The sequence below is a fragment of the Avibacterium sp. 20-126 genome (genome assembly GCF_044358625.1).
Taxonomy (GTDB): Bacteria; Pseudomonadota; Gammaproteobacteria; order Enterobacterales; family Pasteurellaceae; genus Avibacterium.
In genome coordinates this window covers 404,673-431,654 of record NZ_CP091457.1, presented here as the reverse complement: position 1 = coordinate 431,654, position 26,982 = coordinate 404,673, and the positions used below count along the sequence as shown (strand labels likewise).

23 protein-coding genes are annotated in these 26,982 nt (G+C 39.1%); 16 read left to right on the top strand and 7 right to left on the bottom strand.

Translation table 11 applies throughout. From position 1 onward, the window contains the following. Positions 1-104: 104 nt before the first annotated feature. Together L4F91_RS02110 and glpK are read right to left on the bottom strand one after the other, a co-directional pair. Entirely contained in the window at positions 105-2,642 is a 2,538-nt protein-coding gene (locus L4F91_RS02110; protein ID WP_395897016.1) for an autotransporter outer membrane beta-barrel domain-containing protein, read from the bottom strand. A gap of 164 nt (positions 2,643-2,806) precedes the next feature. Further along, positions 2,807-4,315 (bottom strand): glycerol kinase GlpK, encoded by a 1,509-nt coding sequence (gene glpK, locus L4F91_RS02105; protein ID WP_250364143.1) that lies wholly within the window; start codon positions 4,313-4,315, stop codon positions 2,807-2,809. 399 nt (positions 4,316-4,714) lie between these two features. Here glpK and L4F91_RS02100 point away from each other — a divergent pair, with 399 nt between their 5' ends. Continuing rightward, positions 4,715-5,452 (top strand): MIP/aquaporin family protein, encoded by a 738-nt coding sequence (locus L4F91_RS02100; RefSeq protein ID WP_395897014.1) that lies wholly within the window; start codon positions 4,715-4,717, stop codon positions 5,450-5,452. Between the two features lie 57 nt (positions 5,453-5,509). Here the strand turns inward: L4F91_RS02100 and tsaA are convergent, their stop codons facing one another. Next, positions 5,510-6,229 carry a tRNA (N6-threonylcarbamoyladenosine(37)-N6)-methyltransferase TrmO gene (tsaA, locus tag L4F91_RS02095; protein ID WP_265778681.1) on the bottom strand — a complete coding sequence of 240 codons (720 nt, stop codon included), beginning with the start codon at positions 6,227-6,229 and terminating at the stop codon, positions 5,510-5,512. A 102-nt stretch (positions 6,230-6,331) separates the two neighbouring features. On the opposite strand from tsaA, the gene L4F91_RS02090 reads away from it, so the two are divergent. The 10 genes from L4F91_RS02090 to hemB all read left to right on the top strand — a co-directional run bounded on the left by L4F91_RS02090 (position 6,332) and on the right by hemB (position 15,402). Then, on the top strand, positions 6,332-7,237 hold the full coding sequence (locus tag L4F91_RS02090) for a 1,4-dihydroxy-2-naphthoate polyprenyltransferase (RefSeq protein ID WP_395897794.1): 906 nt from the start codon (positions 6,332-6,334) through the stop codon (positions 7,235-7,237). A 50-nt stretch (positions 7,238-7,287) separates the two neighbouring features. Then, the gene (rraA, locus tag L4F91_RS02085) at positions 7,288-7,788 is read left to right on the top strand and encodes a ribonuclease E activity regulator RraA (protein WP_395897012.1); all 501 of its coding nucleotides are present in this window, start codon (positions 7,288-7,290) and stop codon (positions 7,786-7,788) included. A 229-nt stretch (positions 7,789-8,017) separates the two neighbouring features. Further along, entirely contained in the window at positions 8,018-9,403 is a 1,386-nt protein-coding gene (locus tag L4F91_RS02080) for a DASS family sodium-coupled anion symporter (protein ID WP_250364141.1), read from the top strand. Positions 9,404-9,538: 135 nt separating this feature from the next. Continuing rightward, positions 9,539-10,372, top strand: a complete 834-nt coding sequence (gene ubiE / locus L4F91_RS02075; protein WP_395897010.1) for a bifunctional demethylmenaquinone methyltransferase/2-methoxy-6-polyprenyl-1,4-benzoquinol methylase UbiE — start codon at positions 9,539-9,541, stop codon at positions 10,370-10,372. A 12-nt stretch (positions 10,373-10,384) separates the two neighbouring features. Beyond that, entirely contained in the window at positions 10,385-11,014 is a 630-nt protein-coding gene (locus L4F91_RS02070; protein WP_395897008.1) for an SCP2 domain-containing protein, read from the top strand. A 4-nt stretch (positions 11,015-11,018) separates the two neighbouring features. After that, positions 11,019-12,656, top strand: coding sequence for a ubiquinone biosynthesis regulatory protein kinase UbiB (gene ubiB / locus L4F91_RS02065; RefSeq protein ID WP_395897006.1), 1,638 nt, complete (start codon positions 11,019-11,021; stop codon positions 12,654-12,656). A gap of 138 nt (positions 12,657-12,794) precedes the next feature. Further along, a complete protein-coding gene (gene tatA / locus L4F91_RS02060; RefSeq protein ID WP_250350868.1) occupies positions 12,795-13,022 on the top strand; it encodes a Sec-independent protein translocase subunit TatA in 228 nt (75 codons plus the stop codon). A gap of 3 nt (positions 13,023-13,025) precedes the next feature. Further along, complete coding sequence (gene tatB / locus L4F91_RS02055; protein ID WP_265762253.1) at positions 13,026-13,565, top strand: Sec-independent protein translocase protein TatB; 540 nt, start codon at positions 13,026-13,028, stop codon at positions 13,563-13,565. A 9-nt stretch (positions 13,566-13,574) separates the two neighbouring features. Continuing rightward, positions 13,575-14,342 (top strand): twin-arginine translocase subunit TatC, encoded by a 768-nt coding sequence (gene tatC, locus L4F91_RS02050; protein WP_250350870.1) that lies wholly within the window; start codon positions 13,575-13,577, stop codon positions 14,340-14,342. A gap of 37 nt (positions 14,343-14,379) precedes the next feature. Beyond that, positions 14,380-15,402 (top strand): porphobilinogen synthase, encoded by a 1,023-nt coding sequence (hemB, locus tag L4F91_RS02045; protein WP_395897003.1) that lies wholly within the window; start codon positions 14,380-14,382, stop codon positions 15,400-15,402. A 265-nt stretch (positions 15,403-15,667) separates the two neighbouring features. On the opposite strand, the gene L4F91_RS02040 is transcribed toward hemB, so the two are convergent. The 3 genes from L4F91_RS02040 to L4F91_RS02030 are packed head-to-tail and all read right to left on the bottom strand — an operon-like array spanning position 15,668 to position 18,680. Further along, the gene (locus L4F91_RS02040; protein ID WP_395897001.1) at positions 15,668-16,348 is read right to left on the bottom strand and encodes a 3-keto-L-gulonate-6-phosphate decarboxylase UlaD; all 681 of its coding nucleotides are present in this window, start codon (positions 16,346-16,348) and stop codon (positions 15,668-15,670) included. A 22-nt stretch (positions 16,349-16,370) separates the two neighbouring features. Further along, positions 16,371-16,844, bottom strand: a complete 474-nt coding sequence (locus tag L4F91_RS02035) for a PTS sugar transporter subunit IIA (RefSeq protein WP_250350873.1) — start codon at positions 16,842-16,844, stop codon at positions 16,371-16,373. Positions 16,845-16,901: 57 nt separating this feature from the next. Beyond that, positions 16,902-18,680 (bottom strand): PTS ascorbate-specific subunit IIBC, encoded by a 1,779-nt coding sequence (locus L4F91_RS02030; protein WP_250350874.1) that lies wholly within the window; start codon positions 18,678-18,680, stop codon positions 16,902-16,904. Between the two features lie 332 nt (positions 18,681-19,012). On the opposite strand from L4F91_RS02030, the gene ulaG reads away from it, so the two are divergent. The 5 genes from ulaG (at position 19,013) to L4F91_RS02005 (ending at position 23,538) form a co-directional block, all read left to right on the top strand. Further along, the gene (ulaG, locus tag L4F91_RS02025; protein ID WP_250350875.1) at positions 19,013-20,104 is read left to right on the top strand and encodes an L-ascorbate 6-phosphate lactonase; all 1,092 of its coding nucleotides are present in this window, start codon (positions 19,013-19,015) and stop codon (positions 20,102-20,104) included. Positions 20,105-20,357: 253 nt separating this feature from the next. After that, complete coding sequence (gene ulaR / locus L4F91_RS02020) at positions 20,358-21,104, top strand: HTH-type transcriptional regulator UlaR (protein WP_250350876.1); 747 nt, start codon at positions 20,358-20,360, stop codon at positions 21,102-21,104. A gap of 38 nt (positions 21,105-21,142) precedes the next feature. Next, positions 21,143-22,003 (top strand): L-ribulose-5-phosphate 3-epimerase, encoded by an 861-nt coding sequence (locus L4F91_RS02015; RefSeq protein ID WP_395896998.1) that lies wholly within the window; start codon positions 21,143-21,145, stop codon positions 22,001-22,003. Beyond that, positions 21,997-22,692 carry an L-ribulose-5-phosphate 4-epimerase gene (araD, locus tag L4F91_RS02010; RefSeq protein WP_395896388.1) on the top strand — a complete coding sequence of 232 codons (696 nt, stop codon included), beginning with the start codon at positions 21,997-21,999 and terminating at the stop codon, positions 22,690-22,692. The genes L4F91_RS02015 and araD overlap by 7 nt, the downstream gene beginning before the upstream one ends. Positions 22,693-22,719: 27 nt before the next feature. Then, complete coding sequence (locus L4F91_RS02005; RefSeq protein ID WP_250350879.1) at positions 22,720-23,538, top strand: pyridoxal phosphatase; 819 nt, start codon at positions 22,720-22,722, stop codon at positions 23,536-23,538. A gap of 34 nt (positions 23,539-23,572) precedes the next feature. Here L4F91_RS02005 and recC read toward each other — a convergent pair whose 3' ends face one another. Continuing rightward, entirely contained in the window at positions 23,573-26,977 is a 3,405-nt protein-coding gene (gene recC, locus L4F91_RS02000; protein WP_250350880.1) for an exodeoxyribonuclease V subunit gamma, read from the bottom strand. Positions 26,978-26,982 lie beyond the last annotated feature (5 nt).

Here is a 26,982-nt window from a genome sequence, read left to right as displayed (position 1 = left end):
CATACTAAAAAGGCAGTGTTCAATTAAAGATTGATACACTGCCTTTCTCTTATATGCGGTTTAAAAATTTAATAAAAAACCACCGCACTTTTATTTTGAGCCAATTACCATTGATAGCTATACCCTAGATTGAGCTGTACATTCTCTCTATAGCGACTCCCCATTTCATTTTTCAATGAAACATCAAAAGAACCAAATACAGTTTTCAATGCAGCGCCTAATTCAAGTTGGGCGCGGTTACCAAATGATTGAATATTAGCTTTGGACTGACTGATCACAATATCATTTGAACCAAAATCATTTAGCCAATAAACACCCGCGTAAGGTTTTAGACTAACCGATGAAAGCGCAAGATTTCCCATAAATTGAGCGCCCAATTTGCTACGGTAAGTTGTGTTGCCATTGAATTTGGTTGCCGATATGCTCGCTTGTGGTACAACATTCCAATTAGTAAACATCGGTAATTTAATACCTGTACCAAGGCGTAAGCTATGAGCATTGAAGCTTTGTTTATCAACTTCATCACCACTTAAGCGTAAGCGGTTGTAGCTGTAATCAGTATCAAGGAATAAGCCATTTTGCCACTGCATTCCTCCATAAACACCTATATGATTACCTTTGATTTTTGCGCTGCCGTAATCTTTGTCGAAATCAATTTTTCCTTGACCAAGCCCCGTATAAAGCCCTACATAGTAAGAAGTCTCTTGATTGACAAAATGCACATCATAACCTACGGTCAGTAAATGATTACGCTGTTTAAAGCCTGATGTATTAGCTAAAAGTGTTTGATAAGAATCCACTTCACTCCAATTATTGCTATTTTGTACCCAGAACCCTGTTAGGCGCTCAGTGTTATGTAAGAAACTAACACGGTTGCTAACAATTTCCCCTTGAGTATATAAATAAGCTCTTGCCGCTTGTTGAATTGAAATCACATTATTGGCATATTGACTAAATGTTCTTTCTCCCTCATCGCTCGGTTGCGGTTGCGGTTGCGGTTGCGGTTGCGGTTGCGGTTGCGGTTGCGGTTGCGGTTGCGGTTGCGGTTCTTCAGTATTGGTTGATTTACCTTTATGCGCCAATACCCAATTATTATTATCTTTCGCTAATTCATAGCGATAAATTCCAGCATCAACATAAGGTTTATCTTTTAAACTGAATACGCCATCACCTGAATTGGTTTTAACCAGAATAACTTTGCCATTTTCTTTTTTGGGTTCATTGCGAGAATTTCGCACTTGTAAACGATGATTACCTGTTACACTGCCTTTCACAATAATTTGATCAGCGTTTTCAGAAGCTAAATCTGAATTTAAAATAAATTCACCATTGCCAGATAAATCTTTATTAATTGTTAAAGTATGGAATGCGGAATCAGGCTCAAACTCAACTGTCGAATTATTCACACTGAGATTATCTAGCGTGCTATCACCTTTAAATTTCCACTGGCTATTACCATTTAAAGTTAAATCCACCGTACCGTGTTCGTAATTAGGGTTAATATAACTCACACCTTGCAATTTCGCGCCTTGATCGGCTTGGATTTTTAGAGATAAAGTGTTAATCAACTCAAGCCCTGTGCCTATTGAATTAAGCATTTCTTGATCGTTCATATTAACTAAACGGTTTGCTTTAATTTCTCCACCATTAATTTGAATATTGATAGCATCTTTTTTAGGATATTCTTCATCATCCAAATCATTAACATTCATTGTTATATATTTGAAAAAAGAACCTGATGAAAAATTACTATTTTTAATATTTATTTTAGAAGGAGATACATTCTCTTGCTCACCAATATCAGTTCCATCAATAGAAAATGCAGTGCTTTTATCATTTAAAGCAATTTTGCTATTGCTTAAGTTAATACTAATTTGATCTTCTTGAGTATCTCTTAAAATTTCAATGCCTATTTGCCTATCTTGATTTCCTGTTATTGATAAATTATTTCCTTCAAAATTCACATTACCAGAAGCTGATATTCCAGTTATTTTATCTGAATTCATTAAAATAGATAAATTATCTAATTGTAGATTGGAATAATAAGAAACAATTCCTTCTGTACCAGAACCATTTAAAACAATATTTCCACCTTTTGCAATTAGCTCACCTTGATATATGTAAGCTGCTGCACCACCGTACTCATACTCTCCATTAATTTGCTCAATGCTTGACTCAACTGTTAATATTACACCTTGTTCAATCAATCCCGTATCACCTTGCCCAAGCCCAAGAATAGCACTGCCATCACTAGGATAACGATCCAAACTAGCCGATACCCCTTCTTTTAAAGTAATACGATTTTTCTTAGAAAGATCCAGTACTGTAAATAATGCACCACCAATTTTTGATCCATATTGATCCATACCATTAGAAGTGGCTTCTCTATTTTTATAATTTCCTTTTAGAACGGTAATATTGAAAGATTTATCATCATTAGCAGGAAATTCTCCTTCTGATAAAAGATGCCCATCTTCTCTTGAAAATAAAGGTTCATAAATTTGATAGGTATTAGATTTAGAAATATGAGTCATAAAATTACACCCATATTGATTAGAACAAGTTAAATCGATCGCATTCGCTTGCGAGTAACAGGCAACTAATATCGCCCCTAAAGTGAGTTTTGGTGAAAATCTTTGCATTGGATTATCCTTAGCTTATGATGAAAAAACAATCGTGTTTAGATAAATATCTCTTCGTATCGTACCACAAAAAATATAGCTCTAAAAAATAACAATCTATAAAAATCCCATATAAAAAGTGCGGTGAAAAACCACCGCACTTTTTCCAAGAAGAAATGTTAATGCTAATCTTCCTCTTTCTCCCATTCTAAGGCACGTTTGACCGCTTTTTTCCAGCCTTTATAACGTTTTGCTCGTTTAGCTTCATCGTCATCAGGCAGGAAAGTACGTTCCACATCGGCTTTATCACGTAGCTCGTCTAAATCTTTCCAAAATCCTGTGGCAAGCCCGGCAAGATATGCTGCACCTAATGCGGTGACTTCTTTCACCACAGGACGTTCAACAGGGGTGTTAAGAATATCGGCTTGGAATTGCATAAGGAAATTATTGGCCGTCGCACCGCCATCCACTCGCAAGGATTTCAGTTTTTCCCCTGAATCAGATTGCATTGCTTCCAATACATCACGAGTTTGATAAGCGATAGACTCAAGTGTTGCACGAACAATGTGATTGCGATTTGCGCCACGAGATAAGCCCAAAATTGCGCCACGAGCATAAGGATCCCAGTAAGGCGCACCCAAGCCTGTGAAGGCAGGAACCACATAAACACCGTTACAATCTGGCACTTTCTGTGCGAAATATTCGCTGTCGAAGCTATCGTGAACAATTTTAAGTTCATCACGCAACCATTGAATTGATGCGCCACCCATAAAAATTGAGCCTTCTAAGGCATATTCTGGCTCACCTTTGGCATTACAAGCAATGGTTGTGAGTAAGCCATTTTGTGATTGAACGGCTTTATCCCCCGTGTGCATTAACATAAAGCAGCCAGTACCATAGGTATTTTTGGCTTGCCCTGCGTGAACACAAAGATGTCCATAAAGCGCCGCTTGCTGGTCGCCTGCAATACCTGCCACGGGAATACGCACGCCACCTTTTCCGCCGATATTGGTTTGCCCGTAGATTTCTGAAGAATTACGCACTTCGGGGAGCATTGATTTTGGAATATCCAAAATGTCGAGCATTTTGTCATCCCATTGTTTGGTATGAATGTTAAACAGCATTGTGCGAGAAGCATTGGTGTAATCCGTAACGTGAACACGTCCTTGAGTGAGTTTCCACACAAGCCAAGTATCTACCGTACCAAAAAGTAATTCTCCGCGTTCAGCTTTTTCTCTTGCACCTTCGACATTATCCAAAATCCACTTAACTTTTGTTCCTGAGAAATAAGGATCGACAACAAGCCCCGTGGTTTTGCGGATATAATCTTCATAGCCTTCTTGTTTTAATTTATCCGTAATCTCAGCGGTACGCCGGCATTGCCATACAATCGCATTGTAAACGGGTTTTCCCGTCTCTTTTTCCCATACAATGGTTGTTTCACGTTGGTTTGTAATCCCTATTGCAGCAATGCTATCAGAAGAAATCCCGGCTTTGGCAACGACTTCATTTAATGTTGAACTTTGTGTTGCCCAAATTTCCATTGGATTATGTTCTACCCAGCCTGCTTGAGGATAAATTTGGGTAAATTCACGTTGAGCAATTTCAACCACATTAGCATTATGATCGAGCAATACCGCTCTGGAACTTGTTGTACCTTGGTCTAAAGCGATGATATATTTTTTTTCTGCCATAATTCAGTCCTCTTTTATTTATGAGATGAGTAAAATGTCGCACCAATCTTACTATCCGAAACCTTTTTTGAGCTAAAACGAAAGAACTACTAAAAATAAAAAATAATTGAAAACGCTCAAATTTAAAATAATCAATATGTAAAAATTTGATCTGTTTCACAAAATATTTTTCCTCTACTTCTTATGAGTTATTTTTTATATTTCAATATTAATCAATAAATTAAAAATGTGATCAAGCTAACAAATTAGATAAAAAGTCGCTAAATCCTTATAAAAAGTATTGCTTTAAACACATTTCTATTAATAATGAAATACGCACCAATAATATTCAAAAATGCCTTTTTGGTTCTAAACGAAAGAAAATCACAGAGCAAACGAAAAGATGAAAAGGAGTGCATTATGAATGCTTATCTGGCGGAATTTATTGGTACCACATTACTGATTTTAATGGGTAATGGCGTGGTTGCTAATGTATGCTTAAATAAAACCAAAGGACAAAGTTCAGGATGGATTGTCATTACCACAGCTTGGGCCTTTGCTGTTTATGTGGCAGTTGTTGTAACAGGGCCTTACAGTGGTGCGCATCTTAACCCTGCCGTAACCCTTGGCTTGGCAGTTATTGGGAGTTTCGATCCATCAATGATTTTCGGCTATATTATGGCACAAATCGCAGGAGGAATGTTCGGCGCATTACTCGTTTATACGTTCTATAAAGATCATTTCACCGCAACGGAAAATCAAGGTGCAAAACGTGCGTGTTTCTGCACAGAACCGGCTATACGCAACTATGCTAACAATTTTATCAGTGAAGTAATTGGCACCTTTGTTTTATTATTTGTGATTTTCTATCTCTCCGGTGCAAGCCTTGATTTTCCAGAAGGCACCACAACGCCTATCGGATTAGGCTCTCTCGGCGCATTACCCGTCGCTATTTTAGTATGGGCAATTGGTTTAAGTTTAGGTGGTACAACAGGTTATGCGATCAACCCTGCACGAGATCTCGGGCCTCGCTTAACCCTTGGATTATTAGGTAAAACCTTAAACACATCAGCAGATTGGCAATATAGCTGGGTACCTGTATTAGGTCCAATTACAGGAGCAGTGTTAGCTGGGGTAGTTTACAACGTATTAATGTAAGATTTTAAAAAGCGTTCAAATGGCTGATATTTGAACGCTTTTTTATAGTAGCTCGCCCTATTCTGATTCTTCAATATCAATCACTTCCACCCACGCGCCATTTTTCACCAACCAACGAATATTAAAATCATACAATCGCATTCCATAAATTCGCTCAGAGGTACTCGCTTGGTGATAAGCAGGACGGGGATCTTGTTGTAGCACTTCGCTAATGAAACGCTGAAAATTTGGGTATTTTGCACCGCACTTGATTAATTGCGTTTGCGCTTTGGGTGAGAAAACAACCTGCAATCTTGCTTCAGGGGGTTGTTGGGCAAAGCTTGATTTTGCATTCGGTTCACTGTCGGCATAGGCAAGATAAGGTTTAATATCAAAAATTGGTGTGCCATCAACTAAATCAACCGCGCCTAAATGAAGTAATACTTGCCCCTTATTTATTTCTATCCCCGTTAATTCAACTTTAGACAAACCAAGTGGATTTGGGCGATGTGTCGCGCGTGAAGCAAATACGCCTATGCGTTGATTACCGCCAAGGCGTGGTGGACGAACTGTCGGTTGCCATTTGCCTACGGGGACTTTATCAAACTGGAAAATAAGCCATAAATGAGAAAAGTGTTCCAAACCACGTACTGCCTCAGGTTGGTTATAAGGCGGTAGTAAGCGGATTGTGCCAACCCCATCTTGCACTAAATTAGGTTGGCGTGGCACGGAAAATTTCTCTTTATAAGGGCTATGAATGATTCCGATAGGGGAAAGGGTTAAATTAAGTTGCGACATATTTTCCTTAAACAGTTAAAATGGCGAAGATAAATGAGTACAATAGCCAATTCTTTGGAATATTTTACGCCAAAATTAGAATTTAGAAAGATAGTGAAAAATATGGATAAACAAGTCATTAAAATGTGGGTGGAAACGGCAAGACCGAAAACCCTACCTTTAGCTGCCGCTTCAATTGTTATGGGGGCGGCGCTTGCCTACTGGGCTCATAAATTTAGCTGGCAAATCTGTCTATTATGTTTGATAACCACCTTGTTGTTACAAATTCTTTCTAACTTTGCCAATGATTATGGTGATCACCAAAAAGGCAGTGATACTGCAGAGCGTATCGGACCATTGCGTGGTATTCAACACGGCGTGATTAGTGCAAAGCAACTGAAAAAAGGGTTAATTGCCCTCATTTTAGCCAGTTTATTTTTCGGCTTTCTGTTAATTGCCATAGCTTATCAAAGTTATGCTGATCTCTTGGCTTTTTCCCTGTTAGGGGGGCTTGCCATTATTGCGGCGATTACTTATACCGTAGGTGCAAAGCCCTATGGTTATATGGGATTAGGCGATATTTCCGTGTTATTATTTTTTGGGATTTTGGGGGTATGTGGAACCTATTATTTGCAAACTCACCAACTAAATTTGATGATTTTTTTACCCGCACTTGCAACTGGATTATTTGCTACCGCCGTTTTGAATATCAATAACTTACGAGATATAGAACAAGACAAAAAGGCGGGTAAAAATACCTTAGCCGTACGATTAGGTGCAAAAAAAGGGCGGATTTATCATTGCCTTCTATTAGCCACAGGCGCCATCTGTTATCTGCTTTTTGCCTTAGCCAATTTCCACCAATTAGTGAGTTTTATTTTCCTTATTGCCTATCCATTACTAATGAAACACGCTGCCTTCGTTTATCACAGTAAAGACCCATTATTATTGCGCCCGATGCTTGGGCAAATGTCAATGCTCGCCCTTTTAACTAACTTACTTTTTAGTTTCGGCTTGCTAGTGGGCTAGCAATAGGCATATACTAGAACAATCATTTTCAGCGTATAACAGGTGAACTTATGTGTATTGATACTTCTACTCTCTGCGATATTTATTTAGATCAAGTTGATGTTGTAGAACCGATTTTTTCTAACTTCGGTGGCTTAACTTCCTTTTACGGCAAAATTACTACCGTAAAATGCTTTGAAAGCAACGGGTTAATTGGCGAAATTTTGGAAGAAAACGGTGAAGGTCGCGTGTTATTAGTGGACGGTGGCGGTGCAGTGCGTCAAGCCTTGATTGATGCTGAACTTGCTCAACTTGCCGTAGACAATGGATGGGAAGGGATTATCGTTTACGGTGCGGTTCGTCAAATTCAGCAGTTAGAAAATTTAGATATCGGTATTCAAGCCCTTGCCCCAATTCCTGTGGGGGCAAACGATGATACACAGGGCGAGATTGATGTCCCTGTGAATTTTGGTGGGGTTACGTTTTACCCTGAAGATTATGTGTATGCAGATTTAACGGGCATCATCCTTTCGCAAGAGCCTTTAGCGTTGGACGATTCCGAAGAAGAATAATTCGATTAAGATAATGGCAAGTTTTTCTTGCCATTATTTTTCTACTCTAGCTTTTTTCATCTTTTTGCTTGATTGCGACTTTTTACTGTTTATTCAGCTATTTTTCTGACCTGCCTCACAAAACCACAATTTTTTTATTGCTTTTTATTAACAACTTGATAACGTTAGCTTGTCTTTATGGCTAACCCCAAAAAGTTAGCGCCAATAACGCACATAAAGAGGAATAACTATGAATACAACATCAACCCAAACTACATCACATCGTAATGGCATTATTCTGATTGCCGATATGGTACTTTTCTTTGCTTTATTAAATTTTCTTCCTTTTGATCCCAAAGCAAATAAAGGCTTGGCAATGTTAGCGTTTATTGCGGTATTATGGCTAACCGAAGCCTTACACGTAACAATTACTGCGCTTTTAGTTCCCTTACTTGCTATTATGTTAGATTTGGTCACCACCAAACAGGCTTTGGTTGCTTTTGCCGATCCAAATATTTTTCTCTTTTTTGGTGGATTTGCATTAGCCACCGCACTTCATCAGCAAAATATTGATCGAATGATCGCCAATAAAATTATGGCATTGGCTGGTGGTCGTTTATTAGTTGCAGTGCTTTATCTCTTTACTATTACCGCATTTTTATCAATGTGGATGAGTAACACCGCAACTGCCGCAATGATGCTGCCTCTCGCAATGGGGATTTTAAGCCAAATGGATAAAGAACGTGAGCATAACACCTATGTATTCGTATTATTAGGTATTGCGTATAGTGCCAGTATCGGTGGTATGGGAACACTCGTAGGTAGCCCGCCAAATAACATTGTCGCAACGCAACTTAAACTGACCTTCTCAGATTGGTTGAGTTACGGTATTCCTGTGATGCTCCTATTAATGCCAATTATGATTGGTACGTTATATATGGTATTCCGCCCAAAACTCAATCTACATTTCAAACAAGATTTTGAAAAAATTGAATTTAATTCTAAACGAATTATTACGCTAGTGATTTTCATCTTAATCGCACTATGTTGGGTATTTAGCAGCAAAATTAATCCTATACTTTCTTCATTACTTGGTTTAGAGAAAAAAATTGTGAGTTTTGATAGTGTCATTGCTCTGCTTGCTGCGGTAATTATTTGTGCCACAGGTGTCGCCTCTTGGAAACAGTTACAAAATAACACCGATTGGGGCGTATTAATGCTGTTCGGAGGTGGTTTAACCCTCAGTTCCGTGTTGCGTGATTCAGGTGCAAGCCGTATTTTAGCTGATGGCATTGTTTTCTTAATTGAAGGAGGGCATTTCTATCTTATCGGCTTGTTGGTCGCTGCGTTTATCATCTTCTTAACAGAATTTACCTCAAATACGGCAAGTGCGGCCCTATTAGTGCCAATTTTTATCTCTATCGCACAATCATTAGGTATGCCAGAATTAGGCTTAGCCCTTATTATTGGTTTAGGCGCATCTTGTGCCTTTATGCTACCAGTTGCCACACCACCAAATGCCATTGTGTTTGGTACAGGCGAAGTGAAACAGCGCGAAATGATCCGAGCGGGTATCTTGCTCAATCTTATTAGCGTATTTGTTATTGGCACATTAGCCTATTTGTTATGGTTCTAAAATGATGCTATTTAAGATGAACGCCAGCTTTTAGCTTTGTTTTCTTCACAAAAGCATTTTCTAATAAAAATAGCGGAGAAATCCGCTATTTTTTGTTATCCTAAGGCACATTCATCTTATTTTTCGGACAAGGTTATGACTTCCCAAAACAATACCCACAAAAAATTGCCAGAAAATGCACCGCACTTTGCACAAGCTGACACGCAACAAATTCAGACTGATAACGAACAAGAAACCACCCATTTTGGTTTCCAAACTGTGGCAAAAGCAGAAAAACAAAAGCTGGTAGCCAACGTGTTCCACTCAGTGGCAGACAAATATGATTTAATGAATGACTTGCTTTCTTTTGGTATTCACCGTGTTTGGAAACGCTTTACGATTGATTGCAGCGGCGTACGAAAAGGGCAAAAAGTGCTAGATTTAGCAGGGGGAACAGGGGATTTCAGCGCGAAATTTTCTCGCCTTGTCGGTGAAAGTGGACAAGTCATTTTGGCAGATATTAATTCTTCAATGCTCAATGTGGGACGAGAAAAATTGCGTAATCTTGGCGTAGTGGGCAACATCAATTATGTACAAGCTAATGCAGAAACCTTGCCCTTTGCCGATAACACCTTTGATTGCGTAATTATTAGTTTTGGCTTACGTAATGTCACAGATAAGGACAAAGCATTGCGTTCAATGTTCCGTGTGTTAAAACCCGGTGGGCGCTTGTTAGTGTTGGAATTTTCTAAACCGATTTTAGATCCACTAAGCAAAATCTATAATTTTTATTCTTTCAATATTTTACCGAAAATCGGCGAAGTGGTAGTGAATGATGGCGATAGTTACCGTTATTTAGCTGAATCTATCCGAATGCATCCCAAACAAGAGGATCTCAAAACGATGATGGAACAAGCCGGCTTTGAGCAAGTGAATTACTACAACCTCAGCGCAGGCATTGTTGCCTTGCATCGAGGCTATAAATTTTAAGCGAGTCAAAAAATGAACTTCTTGCAACAATTAATGCTGCCTCAGTGGCTCAACGGTGCGTTAGAATCCTTACTAAATTATTTACTCAAACGCACGGCACATAGCGAAATTTATTTGCGTAAACTTAACGGTAAAGTCCTTAAAATTAATTTGCAACAAATTGATTTTCCAATTTATTTTGTTTTTTCACCACAACGGATTGATCTCCTCAACCAATATGAAGATGAAGTTGATTGTACAGTCAGTTTGAAAGCCCAAATGCTAATGAAAATGCCAAACAAACAGCAATTATCTTCTTATCTCAATGATCAATCTATTTTATTGCAAGGTGATTTACAAGTATTGCAGGATTTTACCGCACTCTTAGAATTTTTAGAAAAAGATCCAGCTGAATTACTTTCGCCTTTTGTGGGGGATGTGGTGGCACAAAGTGCGGTGAATTTTTTACGCAATTTTGGGCAAATGACAACAACAAAATTACGGCAAAGCCAGCAATATTGGGGTGAACGCCTAACCGAAGAATGGGAAGTCATCTCTCCCAGCTTGGCCATTGATGATTTTAATCAGCAAGTAAAAATGCTAGAAAAACGCACCGCACTTTTAGAACAGAAACTCATACAACTTGAAACAATATTAAATTAATCTAATGACTTTTAACGATTTCAAACGCTTATACAAAATTATCCGTACATTTTTAATTTATGGGATAGATGACGCCCTGCCTCATAATGCCTACACACGTCCCTTGCGTTGTTGGCGTAAAACCTTATTTTGGTTACGTAATCAGCATAAAGAGCTGGCATTCGGCTTGCGTTTACGTCTTGCTTTACAAGAACTTGGGCCGGTGTGGATCAAACTTGGGCAAATGCTTTCAACCAGACGAGATTTATTCCCCCCTGATATTGCTGATGAATTAGCCTTATTGCAAGATCAAGTTGAACCTTTTGACGGGAAATTAGCACGAGAACAAATTGAACAAGCCTTTGGGGATAAACTAGAAACGTGGTTTGAAGATTTTGACGAAACCGCCCTTGCTTCGGCTTCTATCGCTCAAGTTCATACCGCAAGATTTAATGCCACTCAACCGCTTGCGGGCAAAGAAGTGGTACTCAAAGTGCTACGCCCCAATATCCAGCCACAAATTGAGGCTGATTTAAGCTGGATGTACAAATTAGCCAGCTGGATTCCCCGTTTATCCAGTGAAGGGTATCGTTTACGCGCGGTGGAAGTGATTCGTGAATATGAAAAAACCTTACGTGATGAATTAGATTTGCGTATTGAAATGGCTAATGCAATCAAACTGAAAGCCAATTTTACAGATAGCCCAATGCTCTATATTCCAGAAATGTATCAACAATTTTGCTACCGCAATGTCATCACAATGGAGCGAATTTACGGTATTCCTGTTTCTGATGTAGAGACACTAAAAGCCAATGGCACAAATATGAAATTACTCGCAGAACGTGGCGTACAAGTATTCTTTACCCAAGTATTCCGTGATAGTTTTTTCCACGCCGATATGCACCCGGGAAATATTTTTGTTAATCCACATCATCCTGAAAATCCGCAATATATTGGCATTGATTGCGGTATTGTTGGACGCTTAAACGATAATGATAAACGCTATTTGGCAGAAAGTTTTGTTGCCTTTTTTAATCGTGATTATCGTCGCGTTGCGCAAATGCACGTTGATGCAGGTTGGACGCCACAAGATACGAATATTGATGCCTTTGAACAAGCCTTCCAAGAAGTGTGTGAACCGATTTTTGCTAAACCGCTATCAGAAATTTCCTTTGCTCAAGTTTTGCTCAATTTATTTAATGTCGCACGCGAATTTAATATGCAAGTGCAACCTCAACTCGTCTTATTACAAAAAACCTTACTGTATATTGAAGGCTTAGGACGACAGCTTTATCCACAACTTGATTTATGGGATACGGCAAAACCGTTTCTACAAAACTGGCTAGATGAACAAATGGGAATGAAGGCAATGGTGAAAAACCTAAAAACAACGCTACCTTATATTGTTGAGCATTTACCACAGTTTCCCGCCACCTTAATGGATGCACTAAAACAACAAAACCACATTCATCAACAACTAAATGCCATTAATAAAAAATTAGCGCAACAACAACGTTGGCAGAAAAAAGCGTTGGCGGTGATAATGGGAACAGTCCTTTTCTTCGGAACATTATGGCAATTTTCTGCCTTACCTTTATGGGCAAATATTGCTTTATTGACGGGTGGCGGGCTATTTTGGCTCATTGCCTTGATAATGCCATAACCTCAATTCGCGCGCAAAATTAGGTGATAAATCAATAAAATGTGAAATAATGTAAATTGTCTATTGTTCAAGATGAATAAAAAAGTTATATTTTCACACAATTTTATTAAATTATTAAATTAGTTATAGGAGTAAAAAATGGGTTTAGGTGGCGTAAGCATTTGGCAATTACTCATTGTTTTGTTAATTGTATTAGTTTTCTTTGGTACAAAAAAATTGCGTAACGTGGGTTCAGATTTAGGCACTGCAGTGAAAGGCTTTAAAAATGCGATGAAAGACGATGAAACACCCGCAGAGCCGAAAAAAATTGCCGATGACGCACAACAAGCAAAAACAGAAACTGTAAAAGACAAAGAACAGGCATAATCCGTGTTTGATATTGGTTTTTCTGAATTACTGTTAATTTCCATTGTGGGCTTAGTGGTACTAGGCCCTAAGCGTCTCCCTATTGCCATTCGTACAGTTATGGGCTGGGTGAGTACGATCCGTGGACTTGCCGCAAATGTACAAAATGAGTTAAGCCAAGAGCTGAAATTACAAGAGTTGCAAGAAAGTATCAAAAAAGCTGAACATCTCAATTTAAAACAACTTTCTCCTGAATTAAGCCAAACTGTGGAAGATCTCAAAGCCTCAGCGGAAAAAATTAAAGCAAATTTAGAGGAAAAAGCAGCAAGCACACAAACAACTTTTGAACAACAAGTTCAAGAGCTAAAAAGTTCGGTGCAAAATTCTGATGAAAAACACGCAACTGATACCTTATCTAATGAAAGTGAACTTTCTCCTGCTGATATTGCAGAATTAGCCGAACAAGATGAATCTCAGCTTGAACTGACCAGTGCCTATTATCCTGAAGATGATAGCTTGGCAGAAGTCAGCTCTTCACCTGAATCTAAATCAGAAAAAGCATAAAGGCGTTCTATGAGTATTGAAGAAACCCAACCTCTGATCAGTCATTTATTGGAACTTCGCGATCGCTTATTACGTTGCGTTCTTGTTGTCGCAGTAATTTTCTTAGGCTTAGTCTATTTTGCCAATGATATTTACAATTTTGTTGCCTCCCCCTTATTAAGCGTGATGCCATCAGGGGCAAGTATGATAGCAACCAATATTGCAACGCCTTTTTTTACCCCACTAAAATTAACGGGTGTTGTGGCATTATTTATTGCTGTTCCCTTTTTGCTATATCAGATTTGGGCATTTATTGCCCCCGCACTTTATCAACACGAAAAACGCCTTATTTATCCGCTCTTATTTTCAAGTACCGTGCTGTTTTATTTAGGCGTAGCTTTCGCTTATTATGTGGTGTTTCCCTTAGTGTTTGGCTTTCTCACCAAAACCGCCCCAGAAGGCGTTGCCATTGCCACAGACATTAGTAGCTATTTAGATTTCGTGCTGACGCTTTTTTTAGCTTTTGGGGTTTGTTTTGAAGTACCTGTTGCGATTATTTTACTCTGCTGGTCTGGTGTAACAACAATTGAAAACCTAAAGAAAAAACGTCCTTATATTATTGTCGCCGCATTTATTATTGGTATGCTACTGACTCCCCCTGATATTTTTTCACAAACCTTACTTGCGATTCCAATGTGCTTATTATTTGAAGTAGGATTACTTTTTGCACGTTTTTATCGTCCAAAAGAAAATGCTGACAATCCAAATGAAGAAAACGAACAAGAAATAATTAAATAACATAGGGGCAAACGCCCCTTTAATTTTGGAGAATACAATGACCACACAAATTTTCACTGGTTTCCCAGCACGCCGTTTACGCCGTATGCGCAAACAGGATTTTAGTCGCCGCTTAATGGCAGAAAATAAACTCAGCGTAGATGACCTCATTTATCCTGTATTTATTATAGAGGGGGAAAATTATCGTGAACCTGTGCCATCTATGCCAAAAGTGGAGCGTTTAACTTTAGATCAATTGCTGATCGAAGCAGGATTATTGGTGAAATATGGGGTACCGGTTATCGCCTTATTTCCAGTGATTGATCAAAGTAAAAAATCACTTATGGCAGAAGAAGCCTATAATCCGAATGGCTTAGTACAGCGTGCAGTAAAAGCACTTAAAGCTACTTATCCTGAATTAGGGGTATTAACGGATGTCGCGCTTGACCCTTACACGGTACACGGACAAGATGGCATTATCGATAATGATGGCTATGTGTTAAACGACCTCACCACTGAAGTGCTAGTGAAACAAGCCCTTTCCCACGCAGAAGCTGGCGCAGATATTGTCGCACCAAGTGATATGATGGATGGAAGAATTGGCAAAATTCGCACCGCACTTGAAGAAAAAGGTTTTATCAATACACAAATTATGGCGTATTCCGCTAAATATGCCTCAAATTATTACGGTCCATTCCGTGATGCGGTAGGCTCATCGAGTAACCTCAAAGGTGGCGATAAGAAAACCTATCAGCTTGATCCTGCTAACAGTGATGAAGGACTACAAGAAGTGGCGCTAGATATTCAGGAAGGGGCAGATATGGTTATGGTAAAACCCGGAATGCCTTATTTGGATATGGTTTACCGTGTTAAACAACACTTTGGGGTACCCACCTTTGCTTACCAAGTATCAGGCGAATATGCAATGCATATGGCAGCAATTCAAAATGGTTGGTTGAAAGAAAAAGAATGTATTATGGAAAGCCTGCTTTGTTTTAAACGCGCAGGTGCTGACGGCATTCTTACCTACTTTGCCAAACAAGTAGCTGAATGGCTTTATTTAGAAAATCAGAATAAATAAAGTATCAAAGTAAATAAAAGCGTACAAATTTACACCTATACCCGCTCTTTTTAGTTTTTATTTAGAGCGGGTACTTTCTTAGCATCGCTAAATGACATTAATTGTACGCATAAAACACAGTGCGTCATTTTAGTTATCAAGCTATATCAATTATTATAGAGAGAATTTTCCTCTTACCCAGTTAAACTGGTTAATTACGGACATATCGCGCATTGTTATAGCCAGACAAATCCAAAATGAAACTCTTCAAACAGCCTCTTGAAATTTATGAAGGCCAATATTTGTCAATCTCATTACGAATAGCTTTTGCGGTAACTTGACCTTTTTCTCCCACTAATGCTCTGCCAGCAATAAAGGCTTTTGCATTTTTGATCCCTTTAAACAAATGAATATCCTCTGGCACAATTCCTCCTGTAATAGAAAGTTGTAACCCTAGTGCTTCAAGAGATTTCATTTTTTCAATGTCTTCGTCTGTCCAACCTTTGCCTGCTAACTCTGCATCACGAGAACGGTGATAAATTGCTTGAGTCACACCAAGCTCAACCCATTGTTTGGCATCTTCAAGTGTCCAGTTACCATAAATCTCAATTTGAATTTCTTTTTTCACTTTAAGATCTGGATGAGCCTGATTAAATTCATCCGCCACTTTTTTACACGCGGCTTTGGTTGCTGGATGAGCGGCTGCCGAAACCGTTAGCCAATCAGCCCCCGCTTCAAAAGACATTTTTGCTAAAATAGCTCCGCCATCCGTTGTTTTAAGATCACAAACGAGAATGTGATTAGGATGTAAGGCTCGTAATGTACTAACGGCTTTCATTCCCTCAGCACACGCGAGAATGGTACCAATTTCAATAATATCCACTAGAGCTTCCGCTTGTTTAGCATCCGCAACAGCTTTTTCTAATGAAAGAGAATCTAATGCGATTTGTAGTAAGGGTTTTGACATAATTTCTTCCTTCTTATAACAGTTAATTTGATAATGCTTGATCAATAACAAGATAGACGTCTTCGGCACTCTGGCATTGAAGTATTTTTTCTAGATCAACACCCGTTTCACTATTTGGATCATCATCTTCTAACACTTGGGTAATTTCCATAATCCCTTGCATATGCTGATTAGAATCACTGCCTGCTAACGTAATTAATACTTTAATAGGTTCTTCTTCTCCTTCAAATTGCACGGGGGTATCTAAAGTGACTAACGCAAAGGCGGTGCGATTTACGCCATCTTCGGGTCTTGCGTGTGGCATAGCTAGCCCCGGTGATAGAATAATATAAGGTCCCATTTGTTTGATCATATTGATAATAGAATCATAGTAATGAGGCGTTATTGCACCTGATGCAACAAGCATATCTGTCCCAAGTTTAATCGCCTCTTCCCAATTTTCTACTTTTTGATGTAACTTGATTGAATTATTTTCAATTAATGATTGTTTTAGCATATAAAAAACCTCGCGAAATTCTTACCGCACTTATTATAGCGTGCGGTAAGAGGACTATTACTGATATTTCTTAATTAACGCTTTTAACTCTTCACCGAAGGAATTTGGATTTAACATATTTTGTACCCCAAGCACTGAAACTCGCTCACCACCCTGAATTTCATCGGCAAGGTGCTTAGAACACACAATGATATCTACACCATCTAATTTTCCTTTGTAATCAGTTACCGCGCAAGAATCCATAATATTGGCAATCCCGTGTTTGTCTAAATAGCCTTTAATTTTCATTTTCATCATCATTGATGAACCTTGACCTGAACCACATACCGCCAAAATACGTACTGGATTTTCGCCCATAGGGCTTTCTGCTTGTACTTCTGCAACTAAATCTTGTGCTACGCTGTCATCATTACCATAGCCGTCCATTTGTTCTAATGTTTTCCCTGCCGCAGCCGCTGCCGCTTCATCAGCACGTAATTTACGGGAAGCAAAGAACATATAAACCATTGCAAGTGCTAAAATAATGAAGAAGAACCCCGGCACACTGACAATCCCTTGTAAAATTGGTGGGAAAAATAATGCCCAGTCAGCCATTCCCATCCAACCATTAAATTCGGCGCCTTGTGTTGCCAGAAGCTGAATCACCCACGCCGATCCCATTACTTCAATGATCCCCATTGCAAAACAAATTTTCATCACAGCTTTCCAGCCACCAAATTGGTTTGCAAAAACGCCGATTGTGGCATTAGAGAAAAACATTGGAATAAAACCCGGAATGATTAAGATTGGCGAATTGAACCCAAGTAATAACCCAACTGCGACAAATTGCCCAATTGCCCCCCATATAAAACCGAATACCATCGCATTTGGAGAAAAGGCATAAATTGCCGCACAGTCAATGGCAAGTACGGAATTAGGAATTAGCCGCTCTGAAATACCTTTGAATGCTTCAGAAAGCTCTGCAACAAACATTCTTACGCCAGTAACAATAATTTGAATGGCAACCGCAAATTTTAATCCCATTTCTAGAATATACATAAACCAATGGGTTTTTCCTGCCATCGCTTGCAAATTATCTAATCCAAAAGAAAGCAAGATAATGCCGAAAAATACGGTCATTACTAATGCAGTTGCAGAAATACTATCGTGGAAAATATGCAACCATTTTGGTAATTTCATATTATCAACACTGTCATTTTTATCGCCTAATTTGGGCGCTAACTTTGTTGCAACCCAAGAAGCAATTTGTTGTTGATGTCCAATAGAAAAGCCCGCGCCACCTGTCACCGCTTGCGTCGGTTTATACATAATATTAGAAGAAATTCCCCAATATAATGCCATTAGCACGGAGGTATAAATCACCGTTTCCCACATTGAAGCACCAATAATCATATAAAATACGGCAACTAACCCCGCCTGCTGAAACATAATATGCCCTGTAAGCATAATTGTCCGAATACCCGTAAAGCGCCTAAACACCACTAATAAAATGTTTAAAAATAATGCGCCAATAACAGCGTAGCCAACCCAACCATAATTGTCTGCCATTGTTTGAATGGTGGCTTGCATACTGGTATAGGGATCAATCACCGCGCCTGTCAAATGGTGAAATTTGGATAATCCTGCAATCACAGGCTTAAAGTTTGTCACTAAGAAACCTGATCCCGCTTGAACGATCATAAATCCAACAATCGTTTTAATTGTTCCTTTAATAATCGTTGTCGTGTCTTTTTTCAGTAAGATATAGCCTAAACAGGCGACAATCCCAAGTAAAAAGGGAGCTTTAGATAAAACCTGCGTATTAAAGATCCCAAAATAGTGCATAATTGTTTCCATAATATTTACTACCTCAGATTGAATTTATCATTGATAATAATGTTCACTTTCAAACAGCAAAAGTAAAATCATCACTATAATACGCAAAAACAATCAAATAAAAAGATTATTTTTGATTATTTGTGAGTGAGATCACAAATTAAAATTCTTTCCAAATAATCAAACCTCTATTTACATTTAGTAATGAGCCTAGCTAAAATCCCTTTAAATCAAAGCAAAATATGATATAGATCACAAAACAGACAAAATATCCTTTCATTTATAAAAATGATTTATTATGATTAAAAAGGATTTATTTTGACTACTAATTACAAAAAAGTAAGGAGCAAACAATGCCAAATGTAAATGAAATAACACGAGAAAGTTGGATCCTTTCTACCTTCCCTGAGTGGGGAACTTGGTTAAATGAAGAAATAGAACAGGAAGTTGTACCCGAAGGAAATTTTGCAATGTGGTGGCTAGGTTGCGTTGGCGTATGGATAAAAACCCCCGGTGGTGCAAATTTATGTATGGATCTTTGGTGTAGCCGTGGAAAATCCACCAAAAAAGTGAAAGATATGGTACGTGGACACCAAATGGCTAATATGGCAGGCGTTCGTAAATTACAACCTAATTTACGTGCAGCACCAATGGTCATTGATCCGTTTGCAATCAATGAAGTAGATTTTATTTTAGCCTCTCACTACCATAGCGACCATATCGACGTAAATGTTGCCGCTGCCATTGTCAATAATCCTAAACTTGATCACGTAAAATTTGTTGGTCCTTGGCACTGTACCGAATTATGGAAAAAATGGGGAGTTCCTGAAGATCGCCTCATTACCGTAAAACCGGGTGATGTCGTTAAAATCAAAGACGTAGAAATCCACGCATTAGATTCTTTTGATCGAACCTGTTTAGTTACCCTACCAGTGGAAGGTGCAGAAGAGCAAGGTGGAGAACTCAAAGGGCTATGCCCAAGCGATGAAGAAATGGGACGTAAAGCGGTCAATTATGTTTTCAAAACCCCCGGCGGAACTATCTATCACGGCGCAGATTCCCACTTTTCAATTCAATTTGCAAAACACGGAAAAGAATTTGATATTGATGTTGCATTGAATAATTATGGTGAAAACCCTGTTGGTATCGCGGATAAAATGACCTCCATTGATCTTCTTAGAATGGCGGAAAGTTTACGTTGTAAAGTCATCATTCCTGTTCATCACGATATTTGGACAAATTTTATGGCAAGTACTGATGAAATTATTGCCTTATGGAAAATGCGTAAAGAACGGCTTCAATATAAGTTTCACCCATTCATCTGGGAAGTTGGGGGTAAATATATTTACCCACGTGATAAAGATCTTATTGAATATCATCATCCACGTGGTTTTGATGATTGCTTTGAACAAGAACCTAATATTCCATTCAAGGCAATGCTTTAATTAATCTCAAGGCGAAAGAGAAAATCCCTCTTTTGCCTTGATTTCCCTATGGGCATATTCATCATTCTAAAAAATGTTATTGCTGGTAAATTATTTCGGCTTGATCCCTTGCTGTAATTAAATGATAACAAAGAAATTAAAGAAAAATTCGCTCACACAAAATGATTACATCTGATTTAAGATGATTTAAAATCATTTACGAATGCGCGTATAATAATTTAATTTACAATGTTGTACTTTTTTAGGGGGAAAAATGAACGAAACTTATCGCCATAAGTTATTGTTGGAACGGCTAGCCGAAAATCACCTGCTTTCTACCGCAGAAATTATTGATTTATTAAATATTTCACCGGCAACTGCACGCAGAGATATTAATAAATTACATCAACAAGGAAAATTACGAAAAATTAGAAATGGTGCGGAAGCCTTAACCACCTTTCACTTAACCAGTGAAAAAAGCAGTATCAATCATTTTGACGAGAAACAACGTATTGCTCAAGCAGCCGCAAGATTATGCAAAGACAATGAAAGCGTCATTATTACTTGTGGCTCAACAATGCAAATGCTAGGACGCTATTTGTGTGGCAGAAAAGTACAGATTATTACCAACTATATCCCTTTAGTTAATGATCTTATTAAGCAAAATCATTCAGATCTTGTCATTATGGGAGGACAATATAATCAAGAAAAAGCCATCACGCTCTCACTTAATCAACAAAATGAAACAAATTATTCCGCAAATATTATGTTTACAAGTGGGCGAGGATTTACCGTTGATGGGCTTTTTAAGACAGATATGATTATCGCACATTCGGAGCAGCAACTTTCTTCTAAAGCAGAAAAATATGTTGTGTTATTAGACAGTTCAAAATTAGGTAAACAAGTAGGAATGCTATTTACCCAATTAGAAAATATTGATCTCCTTATTACAGGGAAAGAAGCCGATCCCCAAGTCATTGAGCAACTTACCGCAAGAGGGCTTGAAGTACGTCTAGTATAAGTGCGGTAAAAATTACGTAACTTTTTTAGGACGAAACAATGAGAAAACACAAACTCGGCATTTATGAAAAAGCCCTACCCAAAAACATCAGCTGGCAAGATAGACTTTCCATCACCAAAGCCTGTGGCTTTGATTTTGTCGAAATCTCCATTGATGAAACAGATGAACGATTGAGCCGATTAGATTGGAGCAAGACACAACGCCTTGAACTGGTGCAAGCCATTATCAATACGGGCGTCACCATTCCCTCAATGTGCCTTTCTGCCCATCGCCGCTTTCCTTTTGGCAGTCACGACGAAACGCTTCGCCAAAAAGCCTATGAGATTATGGAAAAAGCCATTCAGTTGGCGGTAGATGTGGGTATCCGCACCATTCAATTAGCGGGTTATGATGTGTATTACGAAGAACAAGACGAAAGTACATTAGCACGCTTTCAACAAGGAATGGAATGGGCGGTTGAGTTAGCGGCAAGCAATCAAGTCACACTTGCAATGGAAATTATGGATACCCCCTTTATGAGTTCCATTACCCGCTGGAAAAAATGGGATAACCTCATTCGCTCCCCTTGGTTTACTGTCTATCCTGACCTCGGCAATCTTTCTGCGTGGAATGATAATGTGGTCGAAGAATTACAATTAGGCATCGACAAAATTTCCGCGATTCATTTGAAAGACACCTATAAAGTTACCGAAACCTGCAAAGGGCAATTCCGCGATGTCCCCTTTGGCAAAGGCTGCGTAGATTTTGTTACCTGCTTTAAAACCCTTGCCGAGCTAAATTATCGCGGGGCGTTTCTCATTGAAATGTGGACAGAAAAAGCCGATGAACCGATTGAAGAAATCATCAATGCACGCCGTTTTATTGAACAACAAATGCAACAAGGAGGATTCCAATGCTAGCCGAATTACGCGAAAAAGTGTTACACGCCAATCTTGCCCTACCAAAACATCATTTGGTGACCTTTACGTGGGGAAATGTCAGCGAAATAGACCGCACTTCAGGGCTGGTCGCCATTAAGCCATCAGGGGTGGACTATGACAAAATGACGGCAGAGGATATTGTGATTGTCGATATGCATACAGGGGAACGCGTGTGGGGAAATAAAAAACCGTCTTCAGATACCCCAACCCATCTTGCTCTGTATCGTCAATTTCCTGACATTGGCGGGATTGTGCATACCCACTCACGGCACGCCACCATTTGGGCGCAAGCTGGATTAGATTTAATTGCCGCCGGCACAACCCACGCGGATTATTTTTATGGCAGCATTCCTTGTACGCGAAAAATGACTGACGAAGAAATTAACGGGAATTACGAGCTTGAAACCGGCAATGTGATTGTAGAAACCTTCCGCCAACGCAAGATTAATGCGAAAGAGGTGCCAGCCGTATTAGTCCATTCACACGGACCTTTTGCGTGGGGAAGCGATGCGGAAAATGCGGTGCATAACGCGGTTGTGTTAGAAGAAATTGGCTATATGAATTTATTCAGCCATCAGTTAAATGCAAATTTAACCTCAATGCAACCCGTGTTATTGGATAAACATTATTTGCGTAAACACGGCAAAAATGCGTATTATGGGCAGTAGTTATTTATATGTCTAAAGGATAAAAAAATGGATTATAAACTCGTCGCCTTCGATCTCGATGGCACATTATTAAATTCTCAAGGTCAAATTTTAACGCAAAATAAAGACGCGATAAAAAAACTGCAGCAGCAAGGCATTAAAATATTACTGGTAACAGGGCGGCATCATACGGCAGTCATTCCATATTATATGGAACTGGGTTTAACCACGCCAATTATTTGTTGCAATGGTACCTATGTTTATGATGTACAAAATGATGAGGTGTTAGCGGCCAATCCGCTTTCACAACAGCAAGCACAACAAATTTATGATACGGCTGCCAAACATCATTGTCATTTGTTAATGTATTCGCGCAATGCTATGAATTATGCCGAGCTAAATCCCCATATGGAAAAATTTCTTAAATGGGTCGCAAGTTGTCCTGAGAGTGTACGTCCTTTGGTACGAAAAGTAGAAAGCATTCAAACCGTAATCGATCACGATAAACCAATCTGGAAATGCGTGATTAGCGCACAAAATAAAGAAATTATGAACCAAGTCGTGGCAGAGTTGCCTATTGAACAATTTAGTTGTGAATGGTCTTGGGTCGATCGTGTAGATATTGCCAACGCTAGTAATACTAAAGGAGCAAGATTATTAGAGGTCTTAAAGCAGTGGAATATTGCACCACAGCAAGTGATTGCTTTCGGCGATAACCACAATGACACCAGTATGCTCACCGCAGTAGGACTGGGAGTGGCAATGGGGAATGCGGAAGAAGAAGTAAAACGTCAAGCCAAGCTCACTACCACAAGTAATGATGAACCGGGCATTGCACAAGTATTAGCCGAATATTTCAAACACTAAAACAAAACCGCTGATCCTCCTCAGCGGTTTCCTTTTATTCACAGCTTGCTAGCATTAACTCAAACCAATCTTGCATTGTATGACTCATTGCAGTCAAATCCAGTTGTGTTAATTCTTGCTCACTTAGCACCCGTTGCCAGTATTTATCTTCTTTCGCATTGTGATAATCATTGCCATAAATACTTTCACGCAATATGGCAAAACACTTTTGTTGAATTGTTTCGGCATCATTTTTGCCTTTTTCATTATTTAGCGCATTAAAATATTTCTCCAGATTTTCCGTTAGCACTAAGCAAGGGGATTGCTGAGCTTGAACATAAGCCTCAAGGTAGCATTGTAATTGGGTAAGTGCGGTACTTTTTGGCAAAATTTTAAACCGCACTTGCGCATTTTTAGCATAGCTATGAGAGGGTGCTACATTTTCTTGCGTAGCACATTGCAGTAAATAATAGATCCAATTTTCAATCAGATCTTTATCACGGATTTTCCCTCCTACCCGCCAAGTAACGCGTTCCATTGTGCCGTTAGCAAGGGGATAAAGCTGATTTATCACTCCCGTTAAACGCAGGGTTTGAGTTGGCAAGGCGAAATCCAATTCTGCCACCACACTTTGACTTTCTTGCTTTAAATATGCTGCGACGTCTTTTTTCAGACCAAGAATCGCTTGGCTAAGTTGTTGTGCTTCCACTTGGGCAAAACCACCTCTTGGCATTCCCCCTTTAATTTGTAACTTATGGAAAAACTGGCTAAACTCATCATCGTTCAGATACAGCAATTGCTGATTAATGGTGTAGCGTTCCAAATTATCGAAATCAAAATTTTCTGTATCCTTTAATGCGTTTTCTTCATTTTTCAAATAAATACCTAAAATCTGTTCCAAGAAAAATTTTATCGGGTGCTGAACAAAAGCAATAAGTTGGCTTAATTCAACGTTCTGCACAAGATGCCCATTATTCAATGGCTGAATAAAACCTTGCTCTTGCGATGTGATTTTGTTCACTAATGGCAACCATTTATGCGCAAAAGTGCGGTGCTTTTTAGTGAAATTTTTCTCGCTAAAAGCAGTCATTGGATGGTGAATCACCAATTTTTTACGCCAATATTCATTTGGGTCTGCACACGCATCCTCCTCAGGCAAAGGCAAGTTTTCTGCCACATAATCGAGTAATTGATTAACAAGCACGGAAGGTTCTTTTGGTGCATCATCAATCATTGAATGCCCGACATAGCTAAGATAGAAATAATCCTGTGCGGAAACCAATGCTTCAAGGAAAAGATAACGATCATCATCCCGCTTGAAACGATCCCCCTTTTGTTGATGATATTGCATTAGATCAAAGCTATTTGGCGTAGTTTGCCGTGGATATTCCCCTTCATTCATTCCAAGCAAACACACTACACGAAATGGAATGGAGCGCATTGGCAATAAGGTGCAGAAATTCATTTTTCCTGCTAAAAAACGTAAATTATGTGGATTTTCTTGCAAATAGTGGCTCATCACCTCAGCGACAACTTCTGCACTAAGTAATTGATTAAATTGCACATTGATTAAGGGTTCCACAAAAGTTTCAATACAATCTTTGAGATACCATTGGGTTTCTTGGCTCGTTTCGTCAAATTGGAAAAACATTTCAACAAGCTGGAATAAGGCTTGCTGCCATTGCTCAACGGAATGCTCGCCACAAAGTGTACGATACCATTGGTAAAGTTGCTCGATAAATTCTGCCAAATAGGCGGCCAATTGCCCTTTTAGACCATAGCTATTATCAAAACCAAGGCTGTCTTGCCAAATGCCGTTTTCTTCTCGCATTGCGTAGCCCAACAGCATTCGTTCAAGCCCAGCTTTCCACGCATTATAATTTTCTTGTACGCCATCCCGATATTTCTCCAAACCAAAACGAATACCAGAATGCACCACCCAGTGATGGATATAAGGCAAGTCTTCCAATTCAATATGGAAACGTGCGCGAATACTTGGAATATCGAGAAAATCCAACACTTCTTGTGCAGTAAAAAGGCTCTCTTTCAAGTTTAGCAATTTGATAAACGCGGAGACAATGACATCATTTTCCGACAATTTATTATCTGAAATCGAAAAGGGAAGATGAGGTTTCCCTTGCTCAAAGACGGCACGAATGTAAGGCGTATATTTATCAATATCCGCCACCATTATGACCACATCTTTTGGTGTAAGCGTTGGATCTTGATTAAATAAGTGCAGTAAATAATCTTGCAATGCCTCCACCTCACGCATTGCGCTATAACAAGCGTGAATTGAAAAAGAAAGATCTTGTGGTTCAAAATGCAGTGGCGCAATACCTGTCGGGGTAAGCGTTAAAATGCGTTGCTGAATTTGGTGCAACAATCCCTCTTTCGACAATTCTACATAAGCATTAATTTCGTTACTTTGCAAATCTGTGAGCAAATAAAGAAAATCGCGCCCTTGTTTTCCCCAAGAAGAAAGTAACGGGTTTCCCACTTGCAACAATTCTTGTTCGGCGGTGTATTCGTGCTGTTTTTGTTCTAGCTGGGCAATTTGCTGATGAGAAAATAATGGGCTAACCTGTTGGCTTTGGTGATCAATGCGAGATCGCTGTTGTAATTTTCGCCAATATTGGCTATCCACAATATCTCCCCAATACTCACGACAAGGATTAGTGAAGAATAAATGCACATCACAAAATGCACTAATGCCGTTAAGAATTTCTAGGTACACTTTTGGCAACGCTGAGATCCCAAAAACAAAAATGCGTTTAGGCAGTTTCACAGGCATTTTCTGTTGCAATAGCTGGAGAAATTGTTGGTGTAAATGCGCTCGGTGCCAGACGTCTTCATTGCCATTTTGCTGTTGAATTTCCGCCACTAAAGCACGCCATAAAATGCCTTGCCATTCGATATGCTGTGCAATTTGAGTCACCAACTGGGGTTTATCTGTACTTTTCTGCGTAGCAATTTGTTGAGCGATCGTGCGGTCTTCCTTTTTTTCCCACGCACTGATCCAATCTGGACGATACACCAAATATTGATCAAATAAATCTGCGACTTTTTCCGCTAATTGATATAACTTTTGTTGTGCCGATTGAGGTGCTGTATTCAGATAATCACGCAATGGTGAAAAGGCAGGTTGGGATAAATATTGTGGGATCAATCGCATCAAACGCCATACAATCTGCTCTTTAGCAAATTGATTTTGCTGTGTAATATTAAACAAATTATCGCGATAAAGTTGCCAAATAAAGGTGGCTGGCATAGGAAATTGCAAGTTCGCTGAAATCCCTTGCTTTTCGGCAATTTGCCATTGTAACCACTGCGCCATTCCCGGGCTTTGCACTAAAATAATTTCCGATTGTAGCGGATCATTCAATGGCATTGTCTTGATTAAATGCAACAGAATATCTTTTTGTGTTTCAAGCAAATTGGAATAATAAACGGTTAGCACAGAAT

Bases quoted from the DNA above. Each gene is read 5' to 3' on its own strand.
- L4F91_RS02040 (WP_395897001.1), bottom strand. From the start codon at position 16,348: ATGTCAAAACCCTTACTACAAATCGCATTAGATTCTCTTTCATTAGAA.
- L4F91_RS02035 (WP_250350873.1), bottom strand. From the start codon at position 16,844: ATGCTAAAACAATCATTAATTGAAAATAATTCAATCAAGTTACATCAA.
- L4F91_RS02080 (WP_250364141.1), top strand. From the start codon at position 8,018: ATGAATACAACATCAACCCAAACTACATCACATCGTAATGGCATTATT.
- L4F91_RS02070 (WP_395897008.1), top strand. From the start codon at position 10,385: ATGAACTTCTTGCAACAATTAATGCTGCCTCAGTGGCTCAACGGTGCG.
- rraA (WP_395897012.1), top strand. From the start codon at position 7,288: ATGTGTATTGATACTTCTACTCTCTGCGATATTTATTTAGATCAAGTT.
- L4F91_RS02030 (WP_250350874.1), bottom strand. From the start codon at position 18,680: ATGGAAACAATTATGCACTATTTTGGGATCTTTAATACGCAGGTTTTA.
- L4F91_RS02090 (WP_395897794.1), top strand. From the start codon at position 6,332: ATGGATAAACAAGTCATTAAAATGTGGGTGGAAACGGCAAGACCGAAA.
- ulaR (WP_250350876.1), top strand. From the start codon at position 20,358: ATGAACGAAACTTATCGCCATAAGTTATTGTTGGAACGGCTAGCCGAA.
- tsaA (WP_265778681.1), bottom strand. From the start codon at position 6,229: ATGTCGCAACTTAATTTAACCCTTTCCCCTATCGGAATCATTCATAGC.
- L4F91_RS02110 (WP_395897016.1), bottom strand. From the start codon at position 2,642: ATGCAAAGATTTTCACCAAAACTCACTTTAGGGGCGATATTAGTTGCC.
- L4F91_RS02005 (WP_250350879.1), top strand. From the start codon at position 22,720: ATGGATTATAAACTCGTCGCCTTCGATCTCGATGGCACATTATTAAAT.
- L4F91_RS02100 (WP_395897014.1), top strand. From the start codon at position 4,715: ATGAATGCTTATCTGGCGGAATTTATTGGTACCACATTACTGATTTTA.
- ubiB (WP_395897006.1), top strand. From the start codon at position 11,019: ATGACTTTTAACGATTTCAAACGCTTATACAAAATTATCCGTACATTT.
- glpK (WP_250364143.1), bottom strand. From the start codon at position 4,315: ATGGCAGAAAAAAAATATATCATCGCTTTAGACCAAGGTACAACAAGT.
- tatC (WP_250350870.1), top strand. From the start codon at position 13,575: ATGAGTATTGAAGAAACCCAACCTCTGATCAGTCATTTATTGGAACTT.
- araD (WP_395896388.1), top strand. From the start codon at position 21,997: ATGCTAGCCGAATTACGCGAAAAAGTGTTACACGCCAATCTTGCCCTA.
- L4F91_RS02015 (WP_395896998.1), top strand. From the start codon at position 21,143: ATGAGAAAACACAAACTCGGCATTTATGAAAAAGCCCTACCCAAAAAC.
- ulaG (WP_250350875.1), top strand. From the start codon at position 19,013: ATGCCAAATGTAAATGAAATAACACGAGAAAGTTGGATCCTTTCTACC.
- ubiE (WP_395897010.1), top strand. From the start codon at position 9,539: ATGACTTCCCAAAACAATACCCACAAAAAATTGCCAGAAAATGCACCG.
- hemB (WP_395897003.1), top strand. From the start codon at position 14,380: ATGACCACACAAATTTTCACTGGTTTCCCAGCACGCCGTTTACGCCGT.
- tatA (WP_250350868.1), top strand. From the start codon at position 12,795: ATGGGTTTAGGTGGCGTAAGCATTTGGCAATTACTCATTGTTTTGTTA.